This window comes from Paenibacillus sp. RC67 (genome assembly GCF_030020805.1).
In the GTDB taxonomy this organism is placed as follows: domain Bacteria; phylum Bacillota; class Bacilli; order Paenibacillales; family NBRC-103111; genus Paenibacillus_S.
The window spans coordinates 234,339-255,508 of the sequence record NZ_CP125098.1 but is presented as its reverse complement, the minus strand read 5'-3'; the positions used below and the strand labels follow the sequence as shown (position 1 = coordinate 255,508).

The 21,170-nt window shown below is 49.4% G+C and carries 21 protein-coding genes and 1 tRNA gene; 3 read left to right on the top strand and 19 right to left on the bottom strand.

What is annotated here, in order from left to right:
* Nucleotides 1–32: 32 nt before the first annotated feature.
* The 16 genes from QMA13_RS01190 to QMA13_RS01115 all read right to left on the bottom strand — a co-directional run bounded on the left by QMA13_RS01190 (nt 33) and on the right by QMA13_RS01115 (nt 16,602).
* Nucleotides 33–845 carry an alpha/beta hydrolase gene (locus QMA13_RS01190; RefSeq protein WP_282938943.1) on the bottom strand — a complete coding sequence of 271 codons (813 nt, stop codon included), beginning with the start codon at nt 843–845 and terminating at the stop codon, nt 33–35.
* A gap of 74 nt (nt 846–919) precedes the next feature.
* Entirely contained in the window at nt 920–1,159 is a 240-nt protein-coding gene (gene secG, locus QMA13_RS01185; RefSeq protein ID WP_028548996.1) for a preprotein translocase subunit SecG, read from the bottom strand.
* A gap of 134 nt (nt 1,160–1,293) precedes the next feature.
* Entirely contained in the window at nt 1,294–2,007 is a 714-nt protein-coding gene (locus QMA13_RS01180) for a M50 family metallopeptidase (RefSeq protein ID WP_282938942.1), read from the bottom strand.
* 294 nt (nt 2,008–2,301) lie between these two features.
* Complete coding sequence (gene eno / locus QMA13_RS01175) at nt 2,302–3,594, bottom strand: phosphopyruvate hydratase (RefSeq protein ID WP_282938941.1); 1,293 nt, start codon at nt 3,592–3,594, stop codon at nt 2,302–2,304.
* 41 nt (nt 3,595–3,635) lie between these two features.
* A complete protein-coding gene (gene gpmI / locus QMA13_RS01170; protein ID WP_282938939.1) occupies nt 3,636–5,168 on the bottom strand; it encodes a 2,3-bisphosphoglycerate-independent phosphoglycerate mutase in 1,533 nt (510 codons plus the stop codon).
* 1 nt (nt 5,169) lies between these two features.
* On the bottom strand, nt 5,170–5,922 hold the full coding sequence (tpiA, locus tag QMA13_RS01165; protein ID WP_282938937.1) for a triose-phosphate isomerase: 753 nt from the start codon (nt 5,920–5,922) through the stop codon (nt 5,170–5,172).
* 81 nt (nt 5,923–6,003) lie between these two features.
* Nucleotides 6,004–7,185 (bottom strand): phosphoglycerate kinase, encoded by a 1,182-nt coding sequence (locus QMA13_RS01160; protein ID WP_282938936.1) that lies wholly within the window; start codon nt 7,183–7,185, stop codon nt 6,004–6,006.
* Nucleotides 7,186–7,464: 279 nt separating this feature from the next.
* Complete coding sequence (gene gap, locus QMA13_RS01155) at nt 7,465–8,472, bottom strand: type I glyceraldehyde-3-phosphate dehydrogenase (protein ID WP_282938935.1); 1,008 nt, start codon at nt 8,470–8,472, stop codon at nt 7,465–7,467.
* 57 nt (nt 8,473–8,529) lie between these two features.
* Nucleotides 8,530–9,558 carry a sugar-binding transcriptional regulator gene (locus QMA13_RS01150; RefSeq protein WP_282938934.1) on the bottom strand — a complete coding sequence of 343 codons (1,029 nt, stop codon included), beginning with the start codon at nt 9,556–9,558 and terminating at the stop codon, nt 8,530–8,532.
* Nucleotides 9,559–9,750: 192 nt separating this feature from the next.
* Nucleotides 9,751–10,275 (bottom strand): hypothetical protein, encoded by a 525-nt coding sequence (locus QMA13_RS01145; protein ID WP_282938932.1) that lies wholly within the window; start codon nt 10,273–10,275, stop codon nt 9,751–9,753.
* Nucleotides 10,266–10,922, bottom strand: a complete 657-nt coding sequence (locus tag QMA13_RS01140; protein WP_282938931.1) for a hypothetical protein — start codon at nt 10,920–10,922, stop codon at nt 10,266–10,268. The genes QMA13_RS01145 and QMA13_RS01140 overlap by 10 nt, the downstream gene beginning before the upstream one ends.
* Complete coding sequence (locus tag QMA13_RS01135; RefSeq protein ID WP_282938930.1) at nt 10,919–11,542, bottom strand: aspartate/tyrosine/aromatic aminotransferase; 624 nt, start codon at nt 11,540–11,542, stop codon at nt 10,919–10,921. Before QMA13_RS01135 ends, QMA13_RS01140 begins: the two co-directional genes overlap by 4 nt.
* The gene (locus QMA13_RS01130) at nt 11,529–12,350 is read right to left on the bottom strand and encodes an ABC transporter ATP-binding protein (protein ID WP_282938928.1); all 822 of its coding nucleotides are present in this window, start codon (nt 12,348–12,350) and stop codon (nt 11,529–11,531) included. The genes QMA13_RS01135 and QMA13_RS01130 overlap by 14 nt, the downstream gene beginning before the upstream one ends.
* Before the next feature lie 25 nt (nt 12,351–12,375).
* Nucleotides 12,376–14,007, bottom strand: coding sequence for a dipeptide/oligopeptide/nickel ABC transporter permease/ATP-binding protein (locus tag QMA13_RS01125; RefSeq protein ID WP_282938926.1), 1,632 nt, complete (start codon nt 14,005–14,007; stop codon nt 12,376–12,378).
* Nucleotides 14,004–14,996 (bottom strand): ABC transporter permease, encoded by a 993-nt coding sequence (locus tag QMA13_RS01120; RefSeq protein WP_282938925.1) that lies wholly within the window; start codon nt 14,994–14,996, stop codon nt 14,004–14,006. The genes QMA13_RS01125 and QMA13_RS01120 overlap by 4 nt, the downstream gene beginning before the upstream one ends.
* Nucleotides 14,983–16,602 carry an ABC transporter substrate-binding protein gene (locus QMA13_RS01115; protein ID WP_282938923.1) on the bottom strand — a complete coding sequence of 540 codons (1,620 nt, stop codon included), beginning with the start codon at nt 16,600–16,602 and terminating at the stop codon, nt 14,983–14,985. The genes QMA13_RS01120 and QMA13_RS01115 overlap by 14 nt, the downstream gene beginning before the upstream one ends.
* A gap of 267 nt (nt 16,603–16,869) precedes the next feature.
* On the opposite strand from QMA13_RS01115, the gene QMA13_RS01110 reads away from it, so the two are divergent.
* The 3 genes from QMA13_RS01110 to clpP all read left to right on the top strand — a co-directional run bounded on the left by QMA13_RS01110 (nt 16,870) and on the right by clpP (nt 18,704).
* Nucleotides 16,870–17,787 carry a LysR family transcriptional regulator gene (locus QMA13_RS01110; protein ID WP_282938922.1) on the top strand — a complete coding sequence of 306 codons (918 nt, stop codon included), beginning with the start codon at nt 16,870–16,872 and terminating at the stop codon, nt 17,785–17,787.
* A gap of 106 nt (nt 17,788–17,893) precedes the next feature.
* Nucleotides 17,894–17,968, top strand: a tRNA-Arg gene (locus tag QMA13_RS01105).
* Between the two features lie 154 nt (nt 17,969–18,122).
* Complete coding sequence (gene clpP, locus QMA13_RS01100; protein ID WP_282938921.1) at nt 18,123–18,704, top strand: ATP-dependent Clp endopeptidase proteolytic subunit ClpP; 582 nt, start codon at nt 18,123–18,125, stop codon at nt 18,702–18,704.
* A gap of 114 nt (nt 18,705–18,818) precedes the next feature.
* On the opposite strand, the gene QMA13_RS01095 is transcribed toward clpP, so the two are convergent.
* The 3 genes from QMA13_RS01095 to QMA13_RS01085 are packed head-to-tail and all read right to left on the bottom strand — an operon-like array spanning nt 18,819 to nt 21,167.
* The gene (locus QMA13_RS01095) at nt 18,819–20,270 is read right to left on the bottom strand and encodes a carboxypeptidase-like regulatory domain-containing protein (RefSeq protein WP_282938920.1); all 1,452 of its coding nucleotides are present in this window, start codon (nt 20,268–20,270) and stop codon (nt 18,819–18,821) included.
* On the bottom strand, nt 20,267–20,626 hold the full coding sequence (locus QMA13_RS01090; protein WP_282938919.1) for a hypothetical protein: 360 nt from the start codon (nt 20,624–20,626) through the stop codon (nt 20,267–20,269). Before QMA13_RS01090 ends, QMA13_RS01095 begins: the two co-directional genes overlap by 4 nt.
* Nucleotides 20,607–21,167, bottom strand: a complete 561-nt coding sequence (locus QMA13_RS01085) for an RNA polymerase sigma factor (protein ID WP_282938917.1) — start codon at nt 21,165–21,167, stop codon at nt 20,607–20,609. Before QMA13_RS01085 ends, QMA13_RS01090 begins: the two co-directional genes overlap by 20 nt.
* Nucleotides 21,168–21,170 lie beyond the last annotated feature (3 nt).

Here is a 21,170-nt window from a genome sequence, read left to right as displayed (position 1 = left end):
CTCTCTTTTATATAGTTTTACCCAATTCTCTATTAAGATAACACCGCACCGTCACTTGACCTGCCTAATGCACGCTCCAATGCCTCATGATGCTGCACCGTCATGACAAAACGATGAATATCCTCATATACCCTCTCCCGCTCTTCATCGAGCAGCACAGCATGGGAGGAATTCGGATAATAAGTAAGCTGCTTCATTTGCGACGAAACGTGCTGATAAATGTAGGCTGCGCTTTTGGGACGAACAACGCTGTCCAATTCCCCCTGTGCGACAAAAATCGGAGCATGCACTTTTTCCAGACGGGATTTGACTAGCTTCAGCAGCTTTCGCAAATCGACGATGCATGGAATGGGCATTTTGGTATATGTACATGCTTCTTCAATAATATGTGCGGCAACGGTAGGTTTTTTCTCAATATATTTCACTACGTACTTCAGCAGAACGGCCATCATCGTCTTGCGGCTCTTCAAGAACATGGGTGTCGAAACGGAGATAACTCCTTCCAGCCTTCGATCCATGGCCAGCATCATCGCCAACAAGCCTCCCATAGAATGGCCGATGACGATCACCTTCTTGCTGTTACGGTTTTTGATCGCATCATAATGCTTCACCACATGACCGGACCAATCGCGCCAGCCCGTTGTAATCATGTCCTCAGGCGACGTTCCGTGGCCTGGGAGCAAAATTCCATCCACCGTGTACCCTACATCATGTAAATAATAACCGAGCCGACGGAATTCCGCCGGTGAACTGGTAAACCCATGTATCATCATTATATGAGTCGAAGCACGTTCCCCGTGACCCTGTAGAAAAAAAGGTTCCGTTGTTTTATCAATGCGGCTCATGACCCGACCTCCGAAAACTTTGCTTGAACAAAAAAACAGCAGGAGTATCATTCCCCTGCTGCATGTGTTTTATGTTACCCTAATTTTACAAAGTAAGCAGCGACCAGCGACAGAATGAAGAATGCTGCTGCCAATCCGATCGTCAATCGCGATAAAAACAACTCCAAGCCGCGCGCCTTTTGCTTACCGAACAGATGCTCCGCACCTCCGGAGATGGCACCGGACAACCCTGAGCTCTTCCCTGGCTGAAGCAGTACAACCGCGATCAAGCCGAGAGAGGCGATGACCAGTACGATTTTCAAAACAAGTTCCATGTTTCCACCTCCTGCGAGCAATCATTCCTGATGAAACAAAGGCTACGGTATAGCCATAATAAGACCCTAAAATAGACAGCATTTGTATTATATCACAAACTTGTCCTACTGGCAAACATACACACCTTCTGTAGCTAACGGTACTCATTGAATCGAGGCTGCTCCGGTTGTCGAGTCGGCCTTGGCTTCTTGCGTTCCATAAAGGCAACAATCGCTTTCTTAGCACACCATAATCCAAAGAGACTGAAAAATACAGCCCAGCCTATAGCCGGTATAGGCGTAACTCTGCTTAGGTTTGCCGCATCACCTGCCGATGCCGGATTCTCAAGTGCGTACACGATAAGCGAGATCGGACCGACGACCGATTCTTCCAATGTTAGAAACGCCAGCAATAAGTAGTAGAAATCCGTCAGCCAGCGTGGAGATAAAGCCAGCATAATAATGTTCAAAGCGATAAAACCGACCAGCCACATGACGCCGAACTCGTTACGAACGAATAAAATGAGGGATAGGATGGCAAGCACCGTAATGACTTGAAGCCCTAGCCTCTGTCTGCCTCCAGCCCGCATTTTAAATAAGAAGACGGCGAACAAGGACGCTGTCATATAGCCGGCAAGAGACACCGGAATGGAGCTCCAATTGTTCATGATTTGTGAATAGGTAACTCCGCTGTGATTGGCGTACAGCTCAATGTACATGACCTTGCCCGAAAGCGCCAATGTAACTACAGCATGCCCAAATTCATGAATCATTGTATCTAAGTTGCGAAAAAAAGAAGAAAAGGGGATCAACCGTGTGAGAAAGGCTGACCCTATTAAAAATAATACAGTCTTTAACCCGTTGCCCAATGATGATCCCCCCGGAGGTGGTTGTATGAAAAGCCTAAACCACGATCGAAACCTGTGCTTTCGCCTGCGAATGCGACACTGCCTTCGGCGTCTGTTGAAAACAGGTTTTTTAATAACTTACCTTGCGGTAACAACCTGTTTTCAAAGGCCGCACGTAAACTCTCCGACAGTTGTCCCATTCTCCAGCTGAAGCGTTTCGATGAGAAAAGACTGTTCATACAACCCATTTATTATTAATTAAGCACAAAAGACGGATTTAAAACCCGTCTTTTGACTAAACCAAGTACTACTATCTTATTTGAAGTTCTTCAAGTTGTAGAACGCTTTTTTACCAGCGTATTGAGCTGTACTTCCCAATTGGTCTTCGATACGAAGCAATTGGTTGTATTTCGCTACGCGGTCTGTACGGGAAGGAGCACCTGTTTTAATTTGACCCGCGTTTGTAGCCACTGCGATGTCAGCGATAGTGCTGTCTTCGCTCTCACCGGAACGGTGGGAGATAACAGCTGTGTAACCAGCGCGTTTAGCCATTTCGATAGCATCGAAAGTTTCAGTCAAAGTACCGATTTGGTTCACTTTAACCAAGATGGAGTTAGCGATGTCTTGCTCGATACCTGTGGACAAACGAGCAGTGTTAGTTACGAACAAGTCGTCACCAACCAATTGTACTTTGCTTCCCAATTTCTCAGTAAGCAATTTCCAACCTTCCCAATCGTCTTCGGAGCAGCCATCTTCGATAGTGATGATTGGATATTTTCCAACCCAGTTAGCCAAGAAATCTACGAACTCAGCGGAAGTGTAGGATTTGCCTTCGCCTTCCAGGTGGTATTTACCGTCTTTGAAGAACTCAGTCGAAGCAACGTCCATACCCAAGAATACGTCAACGCCTGGTTTGTATCCAGCACGCTCGATAGCTGTCAGGATGGAAGTGATAGCTTCTTCGTTGGAAGCGAAGTTAGGAGCAAAGCCGCCCTCGTCGCCAACTGCTGTGTTCAAGCCTTTTTCTTTCAATACGGATCTCAGGCTGTGGAAAATTTCCGCGCCAGTACGAAGAGCTTCTTTAAATGTAGGAGCGCCTACTGGAAGCACCATGAACTCTTGAACGTCAACGTTATTGTCAGCATGAGCGCCGCCGTTGATGATGTTCATCATAGGTACAGGAAGTTGTTTTGCATTGAATCCGCCCAAGTAAACGTACAGAGGGATGTCCAAAGCTTCAGCAGCTGCACGAGCTACTGCCATGGAAACCGCCAAAATTGCGTTAGCACCCAATTTAGCTTTGTTAGGAGTACCGTCCAACTCGATCATTTTGTTGTCGATAGCTACTTGATCCAAAGCGTCCAAGCCGATCAATTCAGGAGCGATTGTATCATTAACGTTCTCAACAGCTTTCAGAACGCCTTTACCCAAGTAACGGGATTTGTCGCCATCACGAAGCTCAACCGCTTCATAAGCACCAGTGGAAGCACCGGATGGAACGATAGCGCGGCCTCTTGCGCCGGACTCAAGATAAACTTCTACTTCAACCGTTGGGTTACCGCGGGAATCCAATACTTCACGAGCATAAACATTAGTAATCATTGTCATGACTTCGAACACTCCTTAGTCTTTGTAGGATTTGAATTGAATTAAATTAAAGTTTTACCGGTCATTTCCTCCGGTTGCTGAACTTCGAGAAGTTTCAGCATCGTAGGGGCGATATCCGCCAAAATGCCATCGTTTCTTAGTGTAACATGTTTATTGGTCACAATAAAAGGCACCGGGTTGGTCGTATGCGCCGTATTGCGCGTACCATCCGGATTCGTAACCACATCGGCGTTTCCGTGGTCAGCTGTGATCAAGGCTACACCGCCTTGAGCCAAGATCGCTTCTACAACTTTGCCGAGGCATTCGTCCGTGGCTTCAATGGCTTTAATCGTAGGCTCCAGCAATCCGGAGTGGCCTACCATGTCCGGATTTGCAAAGTTCAGGATGATAACATCCTGGCGTCCGGATTCAATTTCCTTAACGGTTGATTCAGCCAGCTCGTATGCACTCATTTCCGGCTGCAAATCGTAGGTTGCCACTTTCGGCGAATTGATCAGAATGCGAGTTTCGCCAGGCAGCTCCACATCGCGGCCTCCACTGAAGAAGAACGTAACGTGCGGGTATTTTTCCGTCTCAGCCGTACGCAGCTGCTTCAGGTTGTTTTGTGCCAAAACTTCACCTAAGGTGTTATCCAGGTTCTTCGGTTTATAGGCTACAAAGCCATCTACGCTCTCACTGAACAGCGTCAAGCAAACGTAGTGCAGATTCGATGGGCATTTCGGTCCACGATCGAAGCCGCGGAAGTCGCTGTTCGTGAATACTTGAGACAGCTGAATGGCGCGGTCCGGACGGAAGTTGAAGAAGATAACGGAATCGCCTGATTCCACCAACCCTACAGGGGTTCCGTCAGCTTTCACGATCACCGTCGGCATAACGAACTCGTCAAATACCGATTTTTCATACGACTCAATGATCGCCTGCATTGGATCCGTGTAGGTTGGGCCATCGCCGTATACCATCGCTCTGTAGGATTTCTCCGTACGCTCCCAACGTTTATCGCGATCCATTGCGTAGTAGCGACCTTGAACCGTAGCGATTTTACCTACGCCAAGTTCGTTAATTTTGGACAGCAATCTTTCCATGTACGATTTTGCACTATCTGGAGCCACGTCGCGGCCGTCCAGGAAGGCATGAATGTACACTTCTTCGAACTGTTCCTTTTTGCATACTTCCAGCAGAGCGAACAGGTGCTCGATGTGGCTGTGAACGCCGCCATCAGACAGCAAGCCATACAAATGGAGCTTTTTGCCGTTCTGCTTCGCGCTACGAATCGCGTTCAAGATCGTCTCGTTATCGAAGAATTCGCCATCGCGAATCGATTTGGAGATACGAGTCAAATCCTGATATACCGTACGGCCTGCACCAATGTTCAAGTGGCCAACTTCGGAGTTGCCCATTTGTCCTTCAGGCAATCCTACCGCTTCACCGCATGCAGTTAAGGTCGTGTGTGGATACTCCGCCCAGTAACGGTCGTAGTTCGGCTTTTTCGCTTGCGCAACGGCGTTGCCCGTCACTTCACCGCGAAGGCCAAATCCGTCAAGAATAATCAGTGCTACCGGTTTCGGTCTGGACATCTTACTTCGCCCCCTCGACGAGTGCTATGTAGGAAGCCGGCTCCAAGCTCGCTCCGCCTACGAGAGCGCCGTCGATATCGGACTCCTGCATATATTCGCTGATGTTGTTTGGCTTCACGCTGCCGCCGTATTGGATGCGAACCGCATCAGCTGTAGCTTGACCGTACAAGCCTGCAACCAGCTCACGGATGTAGCTGATAACTTCGTTAGCATCTGCTGCCGTGGAGGATTTGCCCGTCCCGATCGCCCAGATCGGTTCGTATGCGATAACGACTTGAGCTGCTTGCTCAGCGCTAAGACCTGCAAAAGCCGCTTCTGTTTGCACTTTGCAAACGTCTTTCGTTTGACCCGCTTCGCGCTCTTCGAGCTTCTCGCCCACGCACAAGATCGGAGTCAAGCCGTGCTTGAATGCTGCTTGCACTTTTTTATTCACGATTTCGTCCGTTTCCGCAAAATAAGCGCGACGCTCGGAGTGTCCGATGATAACATAGTCTACGCCAAGATCCTTCAGCATGACGCCGCTAATTTCGCCTGTGAATGCGCCATTATCTTCGAAATGAAGGTTTTGCGCGCCGACTTTCAGCGTCGTTCCCTTTACAGCCTCAACAAGAGCAGGCAAGTTAGTGAATGGAGCGCAGATTACGCTATCCACGCCATCTACTTCTGCTTTGCCTTTGACTTCGTTAACGAAAGCTACCGCTTCGCTTACGGTTTTGAACATTTTCCAGTTACCAGCAATGATCGGTTTACGCATATTCGTCACTCCTTGTAGTTAGAATTCCGATGGATACCCTCAGGCAAGCCGGTGGATATTCACCGGTTAATTTGAAATTTCTTATTTATCGTTCAGAGCTACTACACCCGGAAGAGCTTTACCTTCCATGAACTCCAGGGAAGCGCCGCCGCCTGTGGAGATATGGTCCATTTTATCACCCAAGTGGAACTTTTCAACTGCTGCGGCAGAGTCTCCACCGCCAATAACGGTGTAACCAGCTGTGTTAGCGCAAGCTTCTGCAACCGCACGAGTACCATGGGAGAATGGCTCGATTTCGAATACGCCCATCGGTCCGTTCCATACGATCAGCTTGGATTCAGCGATGGTTTTTGCATATTTCTCACGAGTTTTCGGTCCGATGTCAATACCTTCCCAGTCAGCAGGAATTTCGTTGATCGAAACTTGGCGAGTGTTTGCCGTAGGGCTGAAATCGTCCGTTACAATGATATCTTCAGGAAGCAGGAAGTTAACGCCTTTTTCCTTTGCTTTGTTGATGAAGCTGAGTGCCAAGTCGAGTTTATCGTTGTCTACCAACGATTTACCGATCTCAAGACCTTGTGCTTTCAAGAACGTGTAGGACAACCCACCGCCGATGATGATATTGTCTGCAATGTTCAACAGGTTTTCGATAACATCGATTTTATCTTTAACCTTAGCGCCGCCTACGATAGCTGTGAAAGGACGCTCAGGATTGTTCAATGCTTTACCCAATACATCGAGTTCTTTCTCCATCAGAAGACCGGAAACAGCCGGCAAGTGATGCGCGATACCTTCTGTGGAAGCATGGGCACGGTGAGCAGCGCCGAACGCATCGTTCACATACAAGTCAGCCAGCTCAGCGAACGATTTAGCCAGTTCTGCATCGTTCTTTTCTTCACCCGCGTAGAAACGCACGTTTTCAAGCAACAGCACATCGCCTTCGTTCAATGCCGCTACTTGCGCTTTAACCGCGTCACCAATAGCTTCATCCGCTTTAGCAACCGGCTTGCCCAACAGCTCAGCCAAACGAACGGCAGCCGGAGTCAAGCGAAGCTCTTCCACAACTTGTCCTTTCGGACGTCCCATGTGGCTCGCCAAAATAACTTTAGCGCCTCTTTCCGCCAAATATTGAATCGTTGGAACGGTTTCGCGAATCCGAGTATCGTCAGTGATTTGTCCGTTTTCCATCGGAACGTTGAAATCTACCCGTACAAATACTCTTTTGCCTTTTACTTCTACGTCACGAACGCTTTTTTTGTTCATTTCTCCCGCGCCTCCTCTATGTTTTACCCGTAATCCCGTATCTACCCACACATAAAAAATGTGGTAATGACTGATTATCGTTTCGAAATGGCTTCGCAATAAAGCAAGAAGGGATGTACTTTAGAGCGTCAGCGAGGTTCCTTTGAGATTGTATTCATACCGATATGAAGTCTAATTCAAAGAATACATGCTCAACAGAACCCGAAAGTACATCCCTTTTGCATCAAAAGCGCGAAACGTTTTGAAACTTTTTCAGTTCATAACCACAATTTTTCTAGCTTACAGACCTTTTTTCGCGATGAAGGATACCAAGTCAACTACACGGTTGGAGTAGCCCCACTCGTTGTCATACCAGGAAACCACTTTAACCATGTTGTCGCCAACTACCATAGTCGACAATGCGTCGATTGTGGAGGAAGCTGGGTCGCCGTTGTAGTCGCTCGAAACAAGCGGTTCTACGGAGAAGTTCAGCACGCCTTTCAAAGGACCGTTAGCTGCTTCTTGCAATGCTGCGTTCACTTCGTCAACCGTTACGTTTACTTTCAATTCAGCAACCAAGTCAGTTACGGAAACGTTTGGAGTAGGAACGCGGAATGACATACCGTTCAATTTACCTTTCAACTCAGGAAGCACCAAGGAAACTGCTTTAGCTGCACCTGTAGTGGAAGGAATGATGTTCTCAGCCGCTGCACGAGCACGACGAAGATCTTTATGTGGAAGATCAAGAACGGATTGGTCGTTAGTGTAGGAGTGAATAGTAGTCATCATACCTTTAACGATACCGAACTTGTCGTTCAATACTTTTGCAAATGGTGCCAAGCAGTTCGTTGTGCAAGAAGCGTTAGAGATGATTGTGTGGCTTGCTGCATCGTATTTATCTTCGTTAACGCCAAGAACGATAGTGATATCTTCGTCAGTAGCAGGAGCGGAGATAATTACTTTTTTAGCGCCGCCTTTCAAGTGAAGGGAAGCTTTTTCTTTCGCTGTGAAAATACCTGTGGATTCAACAACGATTTCAACGCCGTTAGCGCCCCAAGGCAGGTTTTCAGGGTTACGCTCAGCAAATACTTTTACCGCTTTACCGTTAACGATCAAAGCACCTTCAGTAGCTTCTACTGTACCATTGAAACGGCCGTGAGTTGTATCGTATTTCAACAAGTGAGCCAATGTGTTAACATCTGTCAAATCGTTGATTGCTACTACTTCTACCTCAGGGTTATTAAATGCTGCGCGGAATACGTTACGACCGATACGTCCAAAACCGTTAATACCTACTTTAGTTGCCATGTGAAATAGCCTCCTAATATTTAGTCATTTGGATTTATGTCAAGACAGGATAACCTGTCAAGATGTCAATGTCTGAACAATGACTTGCGCTGCCGCTTCGTCAATGACGAGAATATCTTCTCTGCCAAAACGCAGCACCGCCGCGATCGCTTCGCCTTTGCTTTTGCCTCCGGCTACGCCAATCACACAGTCCATTTCTTGAATATCTTCAATTCTTAGCCCTACGGTGGGCATCTTATGAAGAATCTTGCCTCCGCGGTCAAAATAATAACCGAACGCTTCCGCCAAGGCACCGTCGTCTTGCAAACTGGACGTTGTTTCCGCGTCCACCTTTCGCCGTCTGGCCATCACCATAGCTTCACCTATACCGTGGATGACAATCCGGGCTTTGCGGATAAACTGGATAATTTCCAATATGGTGCTGTCCTGCATCAAGGTTTGATACGCTTCCTCGCCCAAATGATCCGGAACATGTAGGAGCCGATACTTGGCACCTGTCTTCTTAGCCATAGTTGAAGCAATCGTATTCGCCTGCAGCTCCACGCTTTCGCCTAGCCCGCCTCGGGCCGGTACGAACCAGCTGCCTTTGAGCGAAGTGGAAGAAGATAAATGATAAGCGACCTCAGCCATGGTAGAGCCTCCGGTTACCGCAATCACTTCATCCTGGGATACATACTTGCGAAGCACGGCGGCTCCGGCGCGTCCCAATTCCTTCTTCGTATGAGGGGAAGTATCTGAATCCCCAGGCACGATAACAACCTGCTTCAAGCCAAAATGCGCTCGTATCCGTTCTTCGAGCTCCGTCAAACCGAACAAGTCTTTCACTAACGGCTCGATCTTCTCGAGAAGCTGTCTTCCTGCCTCGCTGATCTTCATTCCCGATGCATCAACCTCTAAGAGGCCTTGGGCTTTCAGAAAATCGACCTCAGCACGCAAGATGCGCTCTGTCGTGTTCAGCGATACCGCCAGCGTTCTGCGACCGACGATACCGGATACCATGATGTGGTGCAAGATGGTATACCGTTCTTTCAGCGTGTCCAGCAAGTCCGGCAGAAGCTGCTTTTGAATATCGAGTATATCTCTCATAAAACACGCTCCCGCTGACCATTGGACTTTTTTCGTCCCAGTACTACATTTTTAGTCCCACAACTTCCAAAAAAACAACTAAGCTTTCACTTAGCTGAGTTTATTATATAAAATCTGAAAACCATTTTCAACTAAAAAAACACAAAATGGACAAAGAAAATGGTTCTGCCACAAAATCGGCCGATTTTTGCTCTAAGACAATCGTGTGACCGTAAGAAGCTCATCCTGCGTCAAAGCCTGTGCCCGCTGCGATAACGACCATTTCATCTCACGAAATTCCTCTTTATCTTCCTCCGTCATTGTACCTTCGCGTCCCTTTGCCAGAAAGTCATAAAACTTCATAGGCAAGAAGTCATCCTTCAAAGCTACCTCAACAGAAGCGCCCTCCGTAGTAGAAATCACATAGGCATAGGACTGTGCACGGTGCGGGTCATACTGAGCAGCCGGATAGTCGACATTCACCTGGTAGGCTCCGCGTGTAACGGCTCTCGTCACATATTCAAACGCATCCCGGAAGCCCGGACCGGCGTGACCAGATACGATGCTGATCGATTTTCTTTGCGGGATGTCATCACCGAACAACTCGGCAAACGCCGCCTGCAAGGAACGAAACCCTACTGCGACCGCCATAAGGGCCAGCTCTCCGTGATACTTGCGAATATCCTCGAAACCAATTTCCAAACAAGTTCTATCATCCATTACTCGAACTACAGACATGATGATGCCTCCTTATTACTTATAGATATTTTTTTAAGATTAGCTATGTCTTCCTCGATCCATGCCAAGTAGCCATCAAGGAATGTTTCGACCTTCGGAATAAACCCTTGTCCCATATGGTAATCTGGGTCCAGCGTCGTCATATACAGATTCCCTCGATGGGTTGTGCGGTCCACGTAAATAATCGACTCGCCGATTTCATTGACGAGAACCCGCTCCGCCTCTTCATGAGGCAGGAATACCCCGTGATAGTGCCATTTGGCGTCATCCACTGTAATATAGCGGAACAACGGATGGTCATCGTTAACTGCGTACAGCGGAAGATCCGCGCCGGGATTGACCCACCAATGGAAATTAGTCGGATAAAACTTCCACTTTACTCCCGAAACCCAGGGTCGATCGAAATCCCCAAAGCTGATCAAATGTCCTCCGCCATCCAGATACTCCTGAAACTTCGGAGCGTGCTCCACAAGCAAATCCTGGTTCATCCGGGTCAGCACAATGACATAATCGTAAACGCTGAGATCGGCCTTATGCAGATCCAACACATAAATGACGTCGGTAAATCTGCTTTTGTATTTATCGTTCTTATGATGGAGAAAAAAGTGCTGGTAGCTGACCCCGCTGTACAAAACTGCGCTCTTCATCGCCCATTAGCCCTCCTCTCAGCATCGATCCAGTCGATGAGCTGAAGTCCAATCCGGCGTGCGGTTGTCGTATCCCCTAACCCATATCCGAGAAGATCGGTTCCCGCACCCGCAAGAATCGTTCCCTTCGTGGTACTGCGGTCAATATACACGACGGTAGCCCCTTCGTTGTCCTTAAGTACGACTTCGGCACCTTCCGGAGCATCGAAGTACCCCCGCGAGAAAAACCCCTTCACACCGCGTCGGTAATTCAAATCATATTCAGTCACGCCTTTAAAAATAAGGTGTTCTGTATTAACGAGTACAGTCCTTGCATTAATACTGAGTGGACTGCGCTGCCACAGTGTCTTGTTCGGAAGCCAGGGAAGAAACGTCTGTGCAAACGAGATGACAATCCGGCCCAAGTCCAGAAAATCTGCGACACGTCCACGATGCTTATACAAAAATTCCTCATCGATATTGTTTGGTATGATTAGTGCCTCGTAGCTTTCCAGCGAATGCTGCTCCAGCTCATATAGTGGGACTCTCTCCAGTCGTTCGCGAAAAAATTCATGCTGATATACTCTGCCTGAGCTGTCCATATAGGTGTCCAGATAGGCGATATTTTTAGATTGATTCAATGGATTCTACCTCCTCCAAAGTGCTGCGTTCGGGTACTTGCATCTCCGCTCCTGAACCGCCTTTGAATTTGAAATCATAAGAGCAGGCCTGCAGAAGACGCTTCGTATAGGTCGAATGCGGGGAACCCCACACCTCTTCACAAAGGCCAGACTCTACAATTCTGCCGTCTTTCATTATGGCCAGCCTGTCCGCGAAGCCAGGCAGCGTCTCTAGTCGGTGCGTGATGAACAGAATGGACATCCCATACTCGCGCTTCAGCCCTATCAGAAGCTGCAAAATATCAAGCTCCGTCATGGGATCGAGCGCCGATGTGATCTCATCCGCTATAAGCAAGGTCGGCCGAACTGCCAGTGCACGGGCGATAGCAATTCGCTGCTTCTGTCCTCCAGAGCACTCTGCTGGGCTCCGATCGGCCAAGCTTAGAGGGAGCTGCACTAGCTCCAGCAGCTCGTCTACCCGCTTCATCGCCTCCGTCCGTTTCACCTTGTGCAGGAGCAAGGGTTCGGCAATAATATCCTTAACCTTCCAGTAAGGATTCAGGGAACGGTCCGGGTTCTGAAACACCATTTGAACATGACGCCAGTAATCGGGCTGACGCCCGATAGGCTGCCCTCTCCAGGAGATGCCCCCTTCATCCGGGCTTCTCATGCCAATGATCATTTCAGCGAGCGTGGACTTGCCTGAGCCGCTCTCCCCGGCCAAAGCAAAAACTTCGCTTTCTGCCAGGGTCAAAGAGACCTCTTTTACGGCATAGGCTTGGGCTGAGCCGCGGCCGAACTGCTTACTTATTTGATGGATCTCCAGCATCCGTCCTCACTTCCTATCCGTGGATCTATCGCAGTGAGCTTAGAAGCTCCCTGCTGTAATCGGCTTCCGGATCGTTAAGCCACTGTTCACGTGGTGAATGCTCCAGGAGCCGGCCTTCCTTCAAGACCATGACGTCATCCGCAACGTGAAGGGCAGCTCTGATGTCATGAGTGATGAGGAACAAGGTCATGCTGTGTTCCCGCACCTTAGCGGCAAGCAGCTCCAATATTTCGCGCTTCACGATCGGATCGAGCGCTCCGGTAGGCTCGTCCGCAATAAGCACAGACGGCTTGTTCACGAGCGCCAATGCGATTGCGACACGGCTCAGCATGCCCCCGCTTAGTTGATGCGGGTAGCAATCCAGCATCCGCTCGTCCAGCTGTACCTCGCGGAGCGCCTGCGCCGCTTCCTGGCGTTTAGCCGCTGCGGAAGCGGAAACACCGTCCCGGCCCTGCATCACTTCCCGAAACTGCTGATCTATCGTCAGCAGCGGATTGAAGCTCTGGCGCGGGTCCTGGAAGATGAACGCCGCATCATGCCAGCGGCGCATCGTATCCCCGCCGCCATAGATCCGCTTGCGGCTGACAAAGGCCTCACCCTGCACCGTGTGCCTCGGCTGCAGGCCATAGAGCGCCCGGGCCAACGTGGTCTTGCCCGAGCCCGACTCGCCGAACACCGCCGTGATGCTTCCGTCGGCGACGGTGAACGTCGCCGGCAGCAGCACGGTCCGCTCGCCGTAGGCGACGCTAAGCCCGATAGCCGCGACCGGCACATCGGGGCTGAACGCTACAGCAGGCTGCTCAGGCTTGTTGGCGCTGCGGCTGATCCTCTCGCTCCTCGGTTCACTTCCGACGGAGCTCACAGCTCCGTTCCTAGCCCGAGCCGATTCTCCCAGCAGCGCCAGCCCGACGGTAACGAGCAGCAGCGATAAGGCTGGCGGCAGAACCGTCCACTGCCAGACGGATGTCATCCACGTTTCATTTTGCTGAAACGCTTGCTCCAGCATTTTGCCCCAGGTTGCTTGATTCGGGTCTCCAAGACCGAGGAAGGACAAACCCGCTTCCATCGTTACCGCCTGGCGGAACGACATAATAAATTTGGTTCTGAGCAGCGGCCCGATGAAGGGAAGCAGATGCTTCCGCAAGATATAGCCGGGCTTCGCCTGAAACAGCTGCGCTGCCTTAACGAATTCCCGTTCCTTCAGGGATAATACGGAAGCTCTTATGAGCCGCATATAGCCGGGCCAGCTCAGCAGCCCGAGCGTCAGTATGAGCTGCACAATGCCTCCTCCTGTAAATGCCGCTACGAGCAGCATGAGCAGCAGAGAAGGGATAACGAGCAGCACATTGGCAATCCCGTTAATAACGGGATCCAGCCTCTTTGAATACCCGGCAGCAAGTCCAAGTGCTCCACTAAGACTAGTACTTAATATAGAGACCAAGAGTCCGATCAAAAACGTATTTCGGGCCCCATAGATCCATTGGCTGAATATGTCTTGGCCCAACGAATTTGTACCGAGCCAATGAACTCCCGAAGGGGCACTCAGCCGTTCTCCGTCGAAGGCAATCGGGCCGAACCGGGCAACCATGGGGCCGCCAACGGCTAGTAAAACAAATAGCGTGAGTACCACAATGCCTATCCATTTACTTTTATTCATCTCTGCTCACTCCGCCTTCCGGTCCGGATTCGCGGATCGAGCCAAGGATACAGCACATCCGCCACCACGTTCAGAAGCAACACGAACACCGTCAGCAGCAGAAACAAAGCATGCAGCAGCGGATAGTCCCGCGATAGAATCGCTTCCTGCAGCAGCTTCCCGATGCCAGGGTAGGAGAACACGGTCTCTGCCAGCACGGAGCCTGCCAATAGACCGCCAATCCTAAGCATGATCATTGTGACCATCGGCAGCAGCGCATTGCGCAGCACATGCCTTATGACGATAGCTCTGCTCCTGACACCCTTAGCCCGGGCAAATTCAACGAACGGCTCGCGCAGCACGCGGATCGCCTCGTTGCGCATCAGCAAGTACAGGCTCGCCAGATGAGCCACCGTCAACGTAACAACCGGCAGCAAAGCATGCTTCGTAATATCTAGAGCCCGCTCCCACCAAGCATCTGGCTTGAAGAACGGAGTCGCAGCTCCGCTCAGCGGGAACCAGCTCCACTGGACGCTGAAGCCGATCAGCAGCAGCATACCTACAAGGAATTCAGGCACCGCTCCGAGCCCAACCATGGTGAGCAGCAGCCCTCGATCCGTGCGGCTTGTATGCTTCCAAGCGGACAGCAGCCCAAGTACCAGGCCGATGAATATAGAGAGTACAGTAGCCGATCCAACGATCAGCAGCGTCCATGGAAGTCGATCTATAATGACTTCGAACGCCGGTGACTTATAGGTCACCGACAATCCGAAATCGAGTGTAAACACGCCTTTTACATAGTGCAGAAACTGAAGCCACATCGGTTCGTCCAGACGGTAATAACTAAGTATCGCTGCCTTTTGCGCCTCGCTCATTAGAACTGCGCCGTTATCGCCGCCTTGGATGTAATCAATCGGTCCTCCCGGAAGCAACCGAGGAAGGAAGAAATTCAACAATAGGACGAACAAAAGGACATTAATATAAGTAACGGCTTGCTTATTTACGGCCATCGATGAAGGCCGCCTTGTTATCCCACAAAGGAATGCCGTCTGCTATACCGCCGAAGGTGTTGAACCAACCGTTAAAATCGCTTTTCTTATACATCAAATAGAATGGACGGTGATATAAGACCAGTGTCGGAAGCTCATCGGATAGAATGGCTTGCATTTGGTTCACTTCCGCCTTACGTTTGACCGGATCCAGCTCCTGCAGCTGCGCTTCGGCTAGCTTTTGGAATTCCTCATTCGTGAACGACTTGCCTCTAGCTGCATAAGCATTGCTTGCAGAACCCATGAACCACAGTCTCAGGAAATCAGGGTCACCGCTTAAACCGATATGTCCGGTAATAGCCATATCATATTTATTTTCGCCCATTGCTGCTGTGAAGGTCGCCGTATCAACCTGTTGGATGTTAAGTGTAATACCTACTTTTTTCAGCATTTCCTGCATCATTTGCGCTTCTTTGGAAGTTGAAGATACCATCATATTCAGCTTGAGTGCTTCACGCACTCCGCTAGCATTTTTGGCATAACCCAATTGATCCAGCATTTCATCGGCTTTAGCCGTATTATAGTCGTATTTCAATACATCTTTGTTGTACCAGGTGGAATCTGGCGGAATGATTCCCGCACTGCCGACAAGCGGCTCTCCGCCTACGATCTTCTTCGCCATTTCGGAACGATCCAGCGCATAAGCGATCGCTTGGCGAAGCTTTTTATCCTTCAACTGCGAATGGTCGAGATTGAACACGACACGCACCGCGCTGCCGGTTTGATTGTTTTTCATAACATCGAAGCCTTCTTTTTGGAGCTGCTCGGCCTCAGGATAATTCAACGTCGTTCCAGCTGTGATTTCATTTTTTTGCAAGGACAACACTTTATTCTGAACATCCAGATAAGCTACATCCTTTACATTGACTTTGCCTTTGAAGTAATTATCATTGGCTGCAAACAAGTACTGTCCCGACTTCTCATCATACTCCTTCAGTGTGAACGGCCCCGTTCCAACGAGTGCGCTTGGGTCGCGATAAGCTACCGGCTTGTCCACCTTCTCCCATACATGTTTAGGAATGATAGGCATAATGCCGACCAGGTCGCTTAAAAATGGTGCGTATTTATTTTTCAACTTGAACACGACCGTAGTATCGCCAGTTTTCTTTACCGAATCAATTTGAGTAATATCCCCCGTCCAAGGGAACGGATTTTTCTTATAATAGTCAAACGTGAACACAACATCATCAGCCGTAAAAGCTATCCCGTCATGCCACTTCACTCCTTGCTCAAGCTCGAACGTATAGCTCAGCCCGTCATCCGATTGCTTCCACGATTTAGCCAACCAAGGAATGACACCTTTATCGTCTTTCCAGGTTAATGTATCGAACAAGAAGCTATTATGTAGATAGCCACCCGGACCCGAAGCGCTAAATGCAAATGGCGACGGATAGCCGCTTTTTTGCCACCCAATACGGATGGAAGGTTTCTCCATAGCTGTAGCTGCTTGATTCTCTGCTGGCTTATCCGACTTCGATGCAGATGGCGTGCTTGCCGTGCTGCAGCCGGATAAAATGACAATGGTACTTACCAATATGGCTAGGCCCCGTTTCGTTCGGGATAGCATGTAAACCCACTCCTTCTATGTTTGCAATGAAAATATCCAGGATGCTAGAAAGATCATAAATCTATTGATAATAATTATCAATATCAATTAAACTGGTATATTTGTGAAAAAGAAGCGTGTAACATTGTTTGAAATCGGTTTCATAGTGTTTTCTAATATGCGGATTAGGATCACTAATAATCCAGTCTGATTATATGATATTGATAATCATTATCATTTATAGTATACTTCCCTCTGAGCATATTCTATATTTCGGAGGCCGGATACATGAAAATTTTCGAAAAAATGGACACCTTCCTTACGCTTGCCGAATGCGGCTCCTTCACCGAAACAGCGAAGCAGCTGTACTGCTCGCAGCCTACTATCAGCGCTCATATTCAACAGCTAGAAGAAATGCTGGACGCCAAGCTGCTTATCCGATCGGGAAGATCGGTTAGCCTCACTCCGCAGGGAACGATATTTTATGAATATGCGCAGCGAATTACAAAGCTTTTCGATGAGGCCTCCGACCAAATCAAACAGTCGCTGCAAACTCATTCCATTCTATCCATTTATGCCAGCAACTATATGGGAGTCTATGTACTGCCGGATCTATTGCGGAAATTTCACGAGACGTATCCGAAGCAGCAGTTCGAGCTGCACACTTACGGCTATGACGAATTACATAGAATGCTGATGCAGAATAAAATTGATTTTGCTTTTATGCCTTTATACGATGACGATAAATATATCCAATCGGAGCTCAATCGCTATGTGCTGTTTGAGGATCGATTCATGCTTGTCCTCCCAACGGGACATCGCTGGTCCGAGAGGAAGACGCTCTACAGCCGCGATCTTGAGAACAGCACCTTGCTGCTTCCGCAAAGTCGTTTGCTGCAAAGCTGCATCCTTTCCCCTCTCAAAACCATGGGTATCCGATTATCTACCGTTTCGATGAGCAATTTTGAAGTGATAAAGGAAGCCGTCAAGACCGGCCTTGGTATCGCCTTCCTGCCTTATTACGCCGTACGCGATCAGATCGAAAAGGGTGAACTGCTGACCAAGCCCGTCTGCGGTCTTCGGATTGAGCGGAAAAACGGTCTGGTTTATCGGAAGAACAGCTCTCCAACCGAGGTCGAGCGCGACTTCTATGCTTGCGTGCAAACCGGCGTCATGCCGGGATACGACGCCGCTACTGTACTGTAGAACAGCCTGTGAATAACTGGAGGACATTTTTGTTCACAGGGTTGCTTTTTTATGTACAGTAGCATATAATAACTCTTGCTTCTCTTTTTCTGAGAACATTTAACATGCGCCCGTGGTCCAATGGATATGACGTAGGCCTCCGGAGCCTGAGATTAAGGTTCGATTCCTTACGGGCGCGCCATTCTACTACAACTAACCGAACCTCTACACCTTGCTTAAGCGCCAGGTTAGAGGTTTTTTTGCAAGCATTGTTTGACCTTCCTTGACCTTTGTTTGATTTTACGTTATGATGGTTATAGTGTTACCATACATGAACTTTAAGGAGGCTGCAGCTTATGAGTTTCATTCCAATGGTCGTTGAACCGGATGCAAGAGGGGAGCGCGCTTATGATATTTACTCCCGGTTGCTGAAGGATCGTATTATTTTCCTGGGAACTCCAGTCAATGATGTTGTGGCCAATGCAATTATTGCCCAACTGTTGTTCTTGGCCGCACAGGATCCGGATAAAGACATTCACTTGTACATTAACAGCCCGGGCGGTTCCATTACTTCTGGGATGGCCATCTACGATACGATGCAGTTTATTAAGCCGGACGTATCGACGATCTGCGTCGGTATGGCTGCTTCCATGGGTGCTTTCCTGCTCGCGGCAGGCGCGAAAGGCAAGCGTTTTGCGCTGCCTAATAGCGAAGTAATGATTCACCAGCCGCTTGGCGGAGCCGAAGGGCAAGCAAGCGACATCGAGATTCGCGCGAAACGCATTCTGAAAATGCGCGATAAGCTGAATCACATCTTGGCTGAACGTACAGGTCAATCGTTTGAGCAAATCGAGAAGGATACAGACCGCGACAACTTCATGTACGCCGAAGAAGCCGCTGCATACGGCTTGATCGATAAAGTAATTGAGCGCGTGTAATATGTGAAATAGGAAAAAGCCTGCGATGCCGATATTCGGCCATTTCGCAGGCTTTTTTCGTTTTCTTTGTTGCTTTCCCCAATCATTCAGTTCCTATCTGCGTCCACTTGGCCATTACTGGGTTATTCCAATGCTCTTGATCAATTCAAGATCGAAGGGAGCGGGATTCGAAATCCGCTGCAAATATCCAAGCGCCTTCGCTTTGTCACCCTTATCCTCGCGATCAATCCCATTTAGCATCATGATGGCAAGCGCCCTTAACGCATACGGATTATCGCCTTCGGCTTCATATGCCTTGATCGCTCCCTGGTAATCCCCCTGCAGTACCAGCTTGTCGCCAGACAGTTGGCCTTTATCGGAGACGGAGAAAAAAGGAACCTCGGCATTCAAGGAAGTGTAATAGCCTCTGGAGCTGCTAATCCGCTCCCCCTGGGCATTGAACGCATCCACTGACCAAATGAAATGGCCTCCGGGATAGACCACACCCAAAATGCCGGGAGAGCTGAGCCACAGCTCGGTGCTTGTATATGATTTACCCAAGCCGCGCGGATACGTCCGAAGCGTCTCGATGTCGTATTCCGCTTTAGGCTCTGTCCATACCTCTTCCAACTCAATGGATGAGGTTCCTCTGGTAGAACCGTTCTGCCCTGGCTCCAGCGCCGTCAGCGATAGCTTATAGCTAACTGCCCCAGGATACGGCTCCCAACTGAATTGAAGCTTGCCGGAAGTCAGCATTTCCTTGTTCGTAGGCTGGCTCACCTTTACCTGCGGCACAAATCGTAAATCATAATGGGCCGTGCCACCTGTTTGAATGTTCACCGTGTCGGTTCCCTGATCACTAAGATAATAGCCGCTGACCGCCTCCGCCTCAACGCCCACACCAACGTCATACTCATCCGGAGAGACATCGTAAAACCGGAAGGTCCCTTCACTATCCGTCATTGTCATCGGATAATGCCCGAATGGAGGAGACATCCAGCCGTTATCCGTCTTGCGATGGAGTACGACAACTGTGTCTGCCGCTGGTCTTCCCCCTATCAGGACCTTCCCTGTCAAGGAAAGCCCTGAGCCTTCCTTCACTCCGTTCCATGAGGCAAGCAGCTTGGCGTAGTCCGCCGCTTCCTTGCTTTGACTATCTCCCTTGCCGTTATCGGCAATGCTCCTAAAGAGTGATTCCGCCCGCTCATACTCCTTCTGGGCAAAATATATATTCGCGAGCTTCCACCTGGCCTGACCACTCAGTTCATACCTTGGGTATTCCTCGAGCAGCTTCTCCAGCTTCTCTTTGGCATAAGCCAATTGCTGCTGCGAAGCATTCCCTGAAGAAGAGTACGAAGACGAGCGATGAAAAATATAAATGCGGTTATCCGTCGGATTCGGCACTGCCTCTTCAGCCGCCCAGTACAATGCCTGAGGCACTTGATTGCTTCTCGGAAAATAATCTAGAATCACGTCATACTTCTTCCAATCCAGCAGCTTCTGGGGCAGCTCAACGAAAACCACAAGGGCCGAAACCAACAGCAATAAAATACTTAGAGCCAGCGTCTTGTACTTGATCCGGATCACGGGGACCACCCCTGGGTCAAATCCTCTTTCCGGAAGACGTTGCCAGCCAAAGCCACATAACCCTGCTGCTCATCCTTGCCAATGTTTTGCTGTACGGAATGCCTCGCACCGTCAGCTGAACGTTCAGAGGAGAAGGTCGGGTTAGATGGAGAAATGATCCATAGACACAGCACTACGATGAATAGTCCAACTCCCGCGGCAGCAGGTACCGGTATGGCGAGTTCCCGTTCCCAGAACGGTGTCTTTGCCTCACCCAGTCTCCTCATCACATTATGTTTCATCTCTTCGCTAAAGCGCACTTCGGCAAGCTCGGCCTCCAGTTCCTTACGAACTGTATCATTCCCATGCTTCGCCATTATCGTTCCACCCCCCTGTCTCCAGCACTCTTCTCAGCAGCTTCTTGCCACGGGAGAGCTTGCTTTTTACGGTCCCTTCCGATTCCCCGAGCAGTTCCGCTATTTCCCTTGTCATCATATCCCGATAATAATAAAGAACAATGACTTCCCTGTATTTGTAAGGCAGTTGTTGAATCGAGGCCATCAAGGAGTCGTTCACTGCTTGTTCCTCTGGCCCTTTGTCTGAACTGCGCAATTGCTTTTGCTGCTCAAGCCCAAAGAAAACGAGCCGTTTCCATGAAGCCCGACGCATCCGGCTCCTGCACAGATTTACAGTAATCTGCAGCAGCCAGCCTCGCAAAGTTCCTTCACCCCGATACTGCCTGATTTTTTGATAAGCTGCCAGAAAAACTTCCTGGCTGATATCTTCTGCCCAATGAGGGTCTTTGATAAGCAGCGCGGCCGTGCGGAATACTTCATGGCCGTACCGGTCCATCAACGAAGTCAAGCCGGAACCATCCCCCTGACGCATTCGTGTAACCCAATCCTGTTCGGGGTTCATGGC

Coding starts and splice junctions, on each gene's coding strand:
- secG (WP_028548996.1), bottom strand. CDS start 1,159: ATGGAACTTGTTTTGAAAATCGTACTGGTCATCGCCTCTCTCGGCTTG.
- tpiA (WP_282938937.1), bottom strand. CDS start 5,922: ATGCGTAAACCGATCATTGCTGGTAACTGGAAAATGTTCAAAACCGTA.
- QMA13_RS01115 (WP_282938923.1), bottom strand. CDS start 16,602: ATGCTATCCCGAACGAAACGGGGCCTAGCCATATTGGTAAGTACCATT.
- QMA13_RS01120 (WP_282938925.1), bottom strand. CDS start 14,996: ATGGCCGTAAATAAGCAAGCCGTTACTTATATTAATGTCCTTTTGTTC.
- gap (WP_282938935.1), bottom strand. CDS start 8,472: ATGGCAACTAAAGTAGGTATTAACGGTTTTGGACGTATCGGTCGTAAC.
- QMA13_RS01090 (WP_282938919.1), bottom strand. CDS start 20,626: ATGGCGAAGCATGGGAATGATACAGTTCGTAAGGAACTGGAGGCCGAG.
- gpmI (WP_282938939.1), bottom strand. CDS start 5,168: ATGTCCAGACCGAAACCGGTAGCACTGATTATTCTTGACGGATTTGGC.
- QMA13_RS01150 (WP_282938934.1), bottom strand. CDS start 9,558: ATGAGAGATATACTCGATATTCAAAAGCAGCTTCTGCCGGACTTGCTG.
- QMA13_RS01130 (WP_282938928.1), bottom strand. CDS start 12,350: ATGCTGGAGATCCATCAAATAAGTAAGCAGTTCGGCCGCGGCTCAGCC.
- QMA13_RS01110 (WP_282938922.1), top strand. CDS start 16,870: ATGAAAATTTTCGAAAAAATGGACACCTTCCTTACGCTTGCCGAATGC.
- QMA13_RS01085 (WP_282938917.1), bottom strand. CDS start 21,167: ATGAACCCCGAACAGGATTGGGTTACACGAATGCGTCAGGGGGATGGT.
- QMA13_RS01145 (WP_282938932.1), bottom strand. CDS start 10,275: ATGTCTGTAGTTCGAGTAATGGATGATAGAACTTGTTTGGAAATTGGT.
- QMA13_RS01140 (WP_282938931.1), bottom strand. CDS start 10,922: ATGAAGAGCGCAGTTTTGTACAGCGGGGTCAGCTACCAGCACTTTTTT.
- QMA13_RS01190 (WP_282938943.1), bottom strand. CDS start 845: ATGAGCCGCATTGATAAAACAACGGAACCTTTTTTTCTACAGGGTCAC.
- QMA13_RS01160 (WP_282938936.1), bottom strand. CDS start 7,185: ATGAACAAAAAAAGCGTTCGTGACGTAGAAGTAAAAGGCAAAAGAGTA.
- clpP (WP_282938921.1), top strand. CDS start 18,123: ATGAGTTTCATTCCAATGGTCGTTGAACCGGATGCAAGAGGGGAGCGC.
- QMA13_RS01125 (WP_282938926.1), bottom strand. CDS start 14,007: ATGAATAAAAGTAAATGGATAGGCATTGTGGTACTCACGCTATTTGTT.
- eno (WP_282938941.1), bottom strand. CDS start 3,594: ATGACAATGATTACTAATGTTTATGCTCGTGAAGTATTGGATTCCCGC.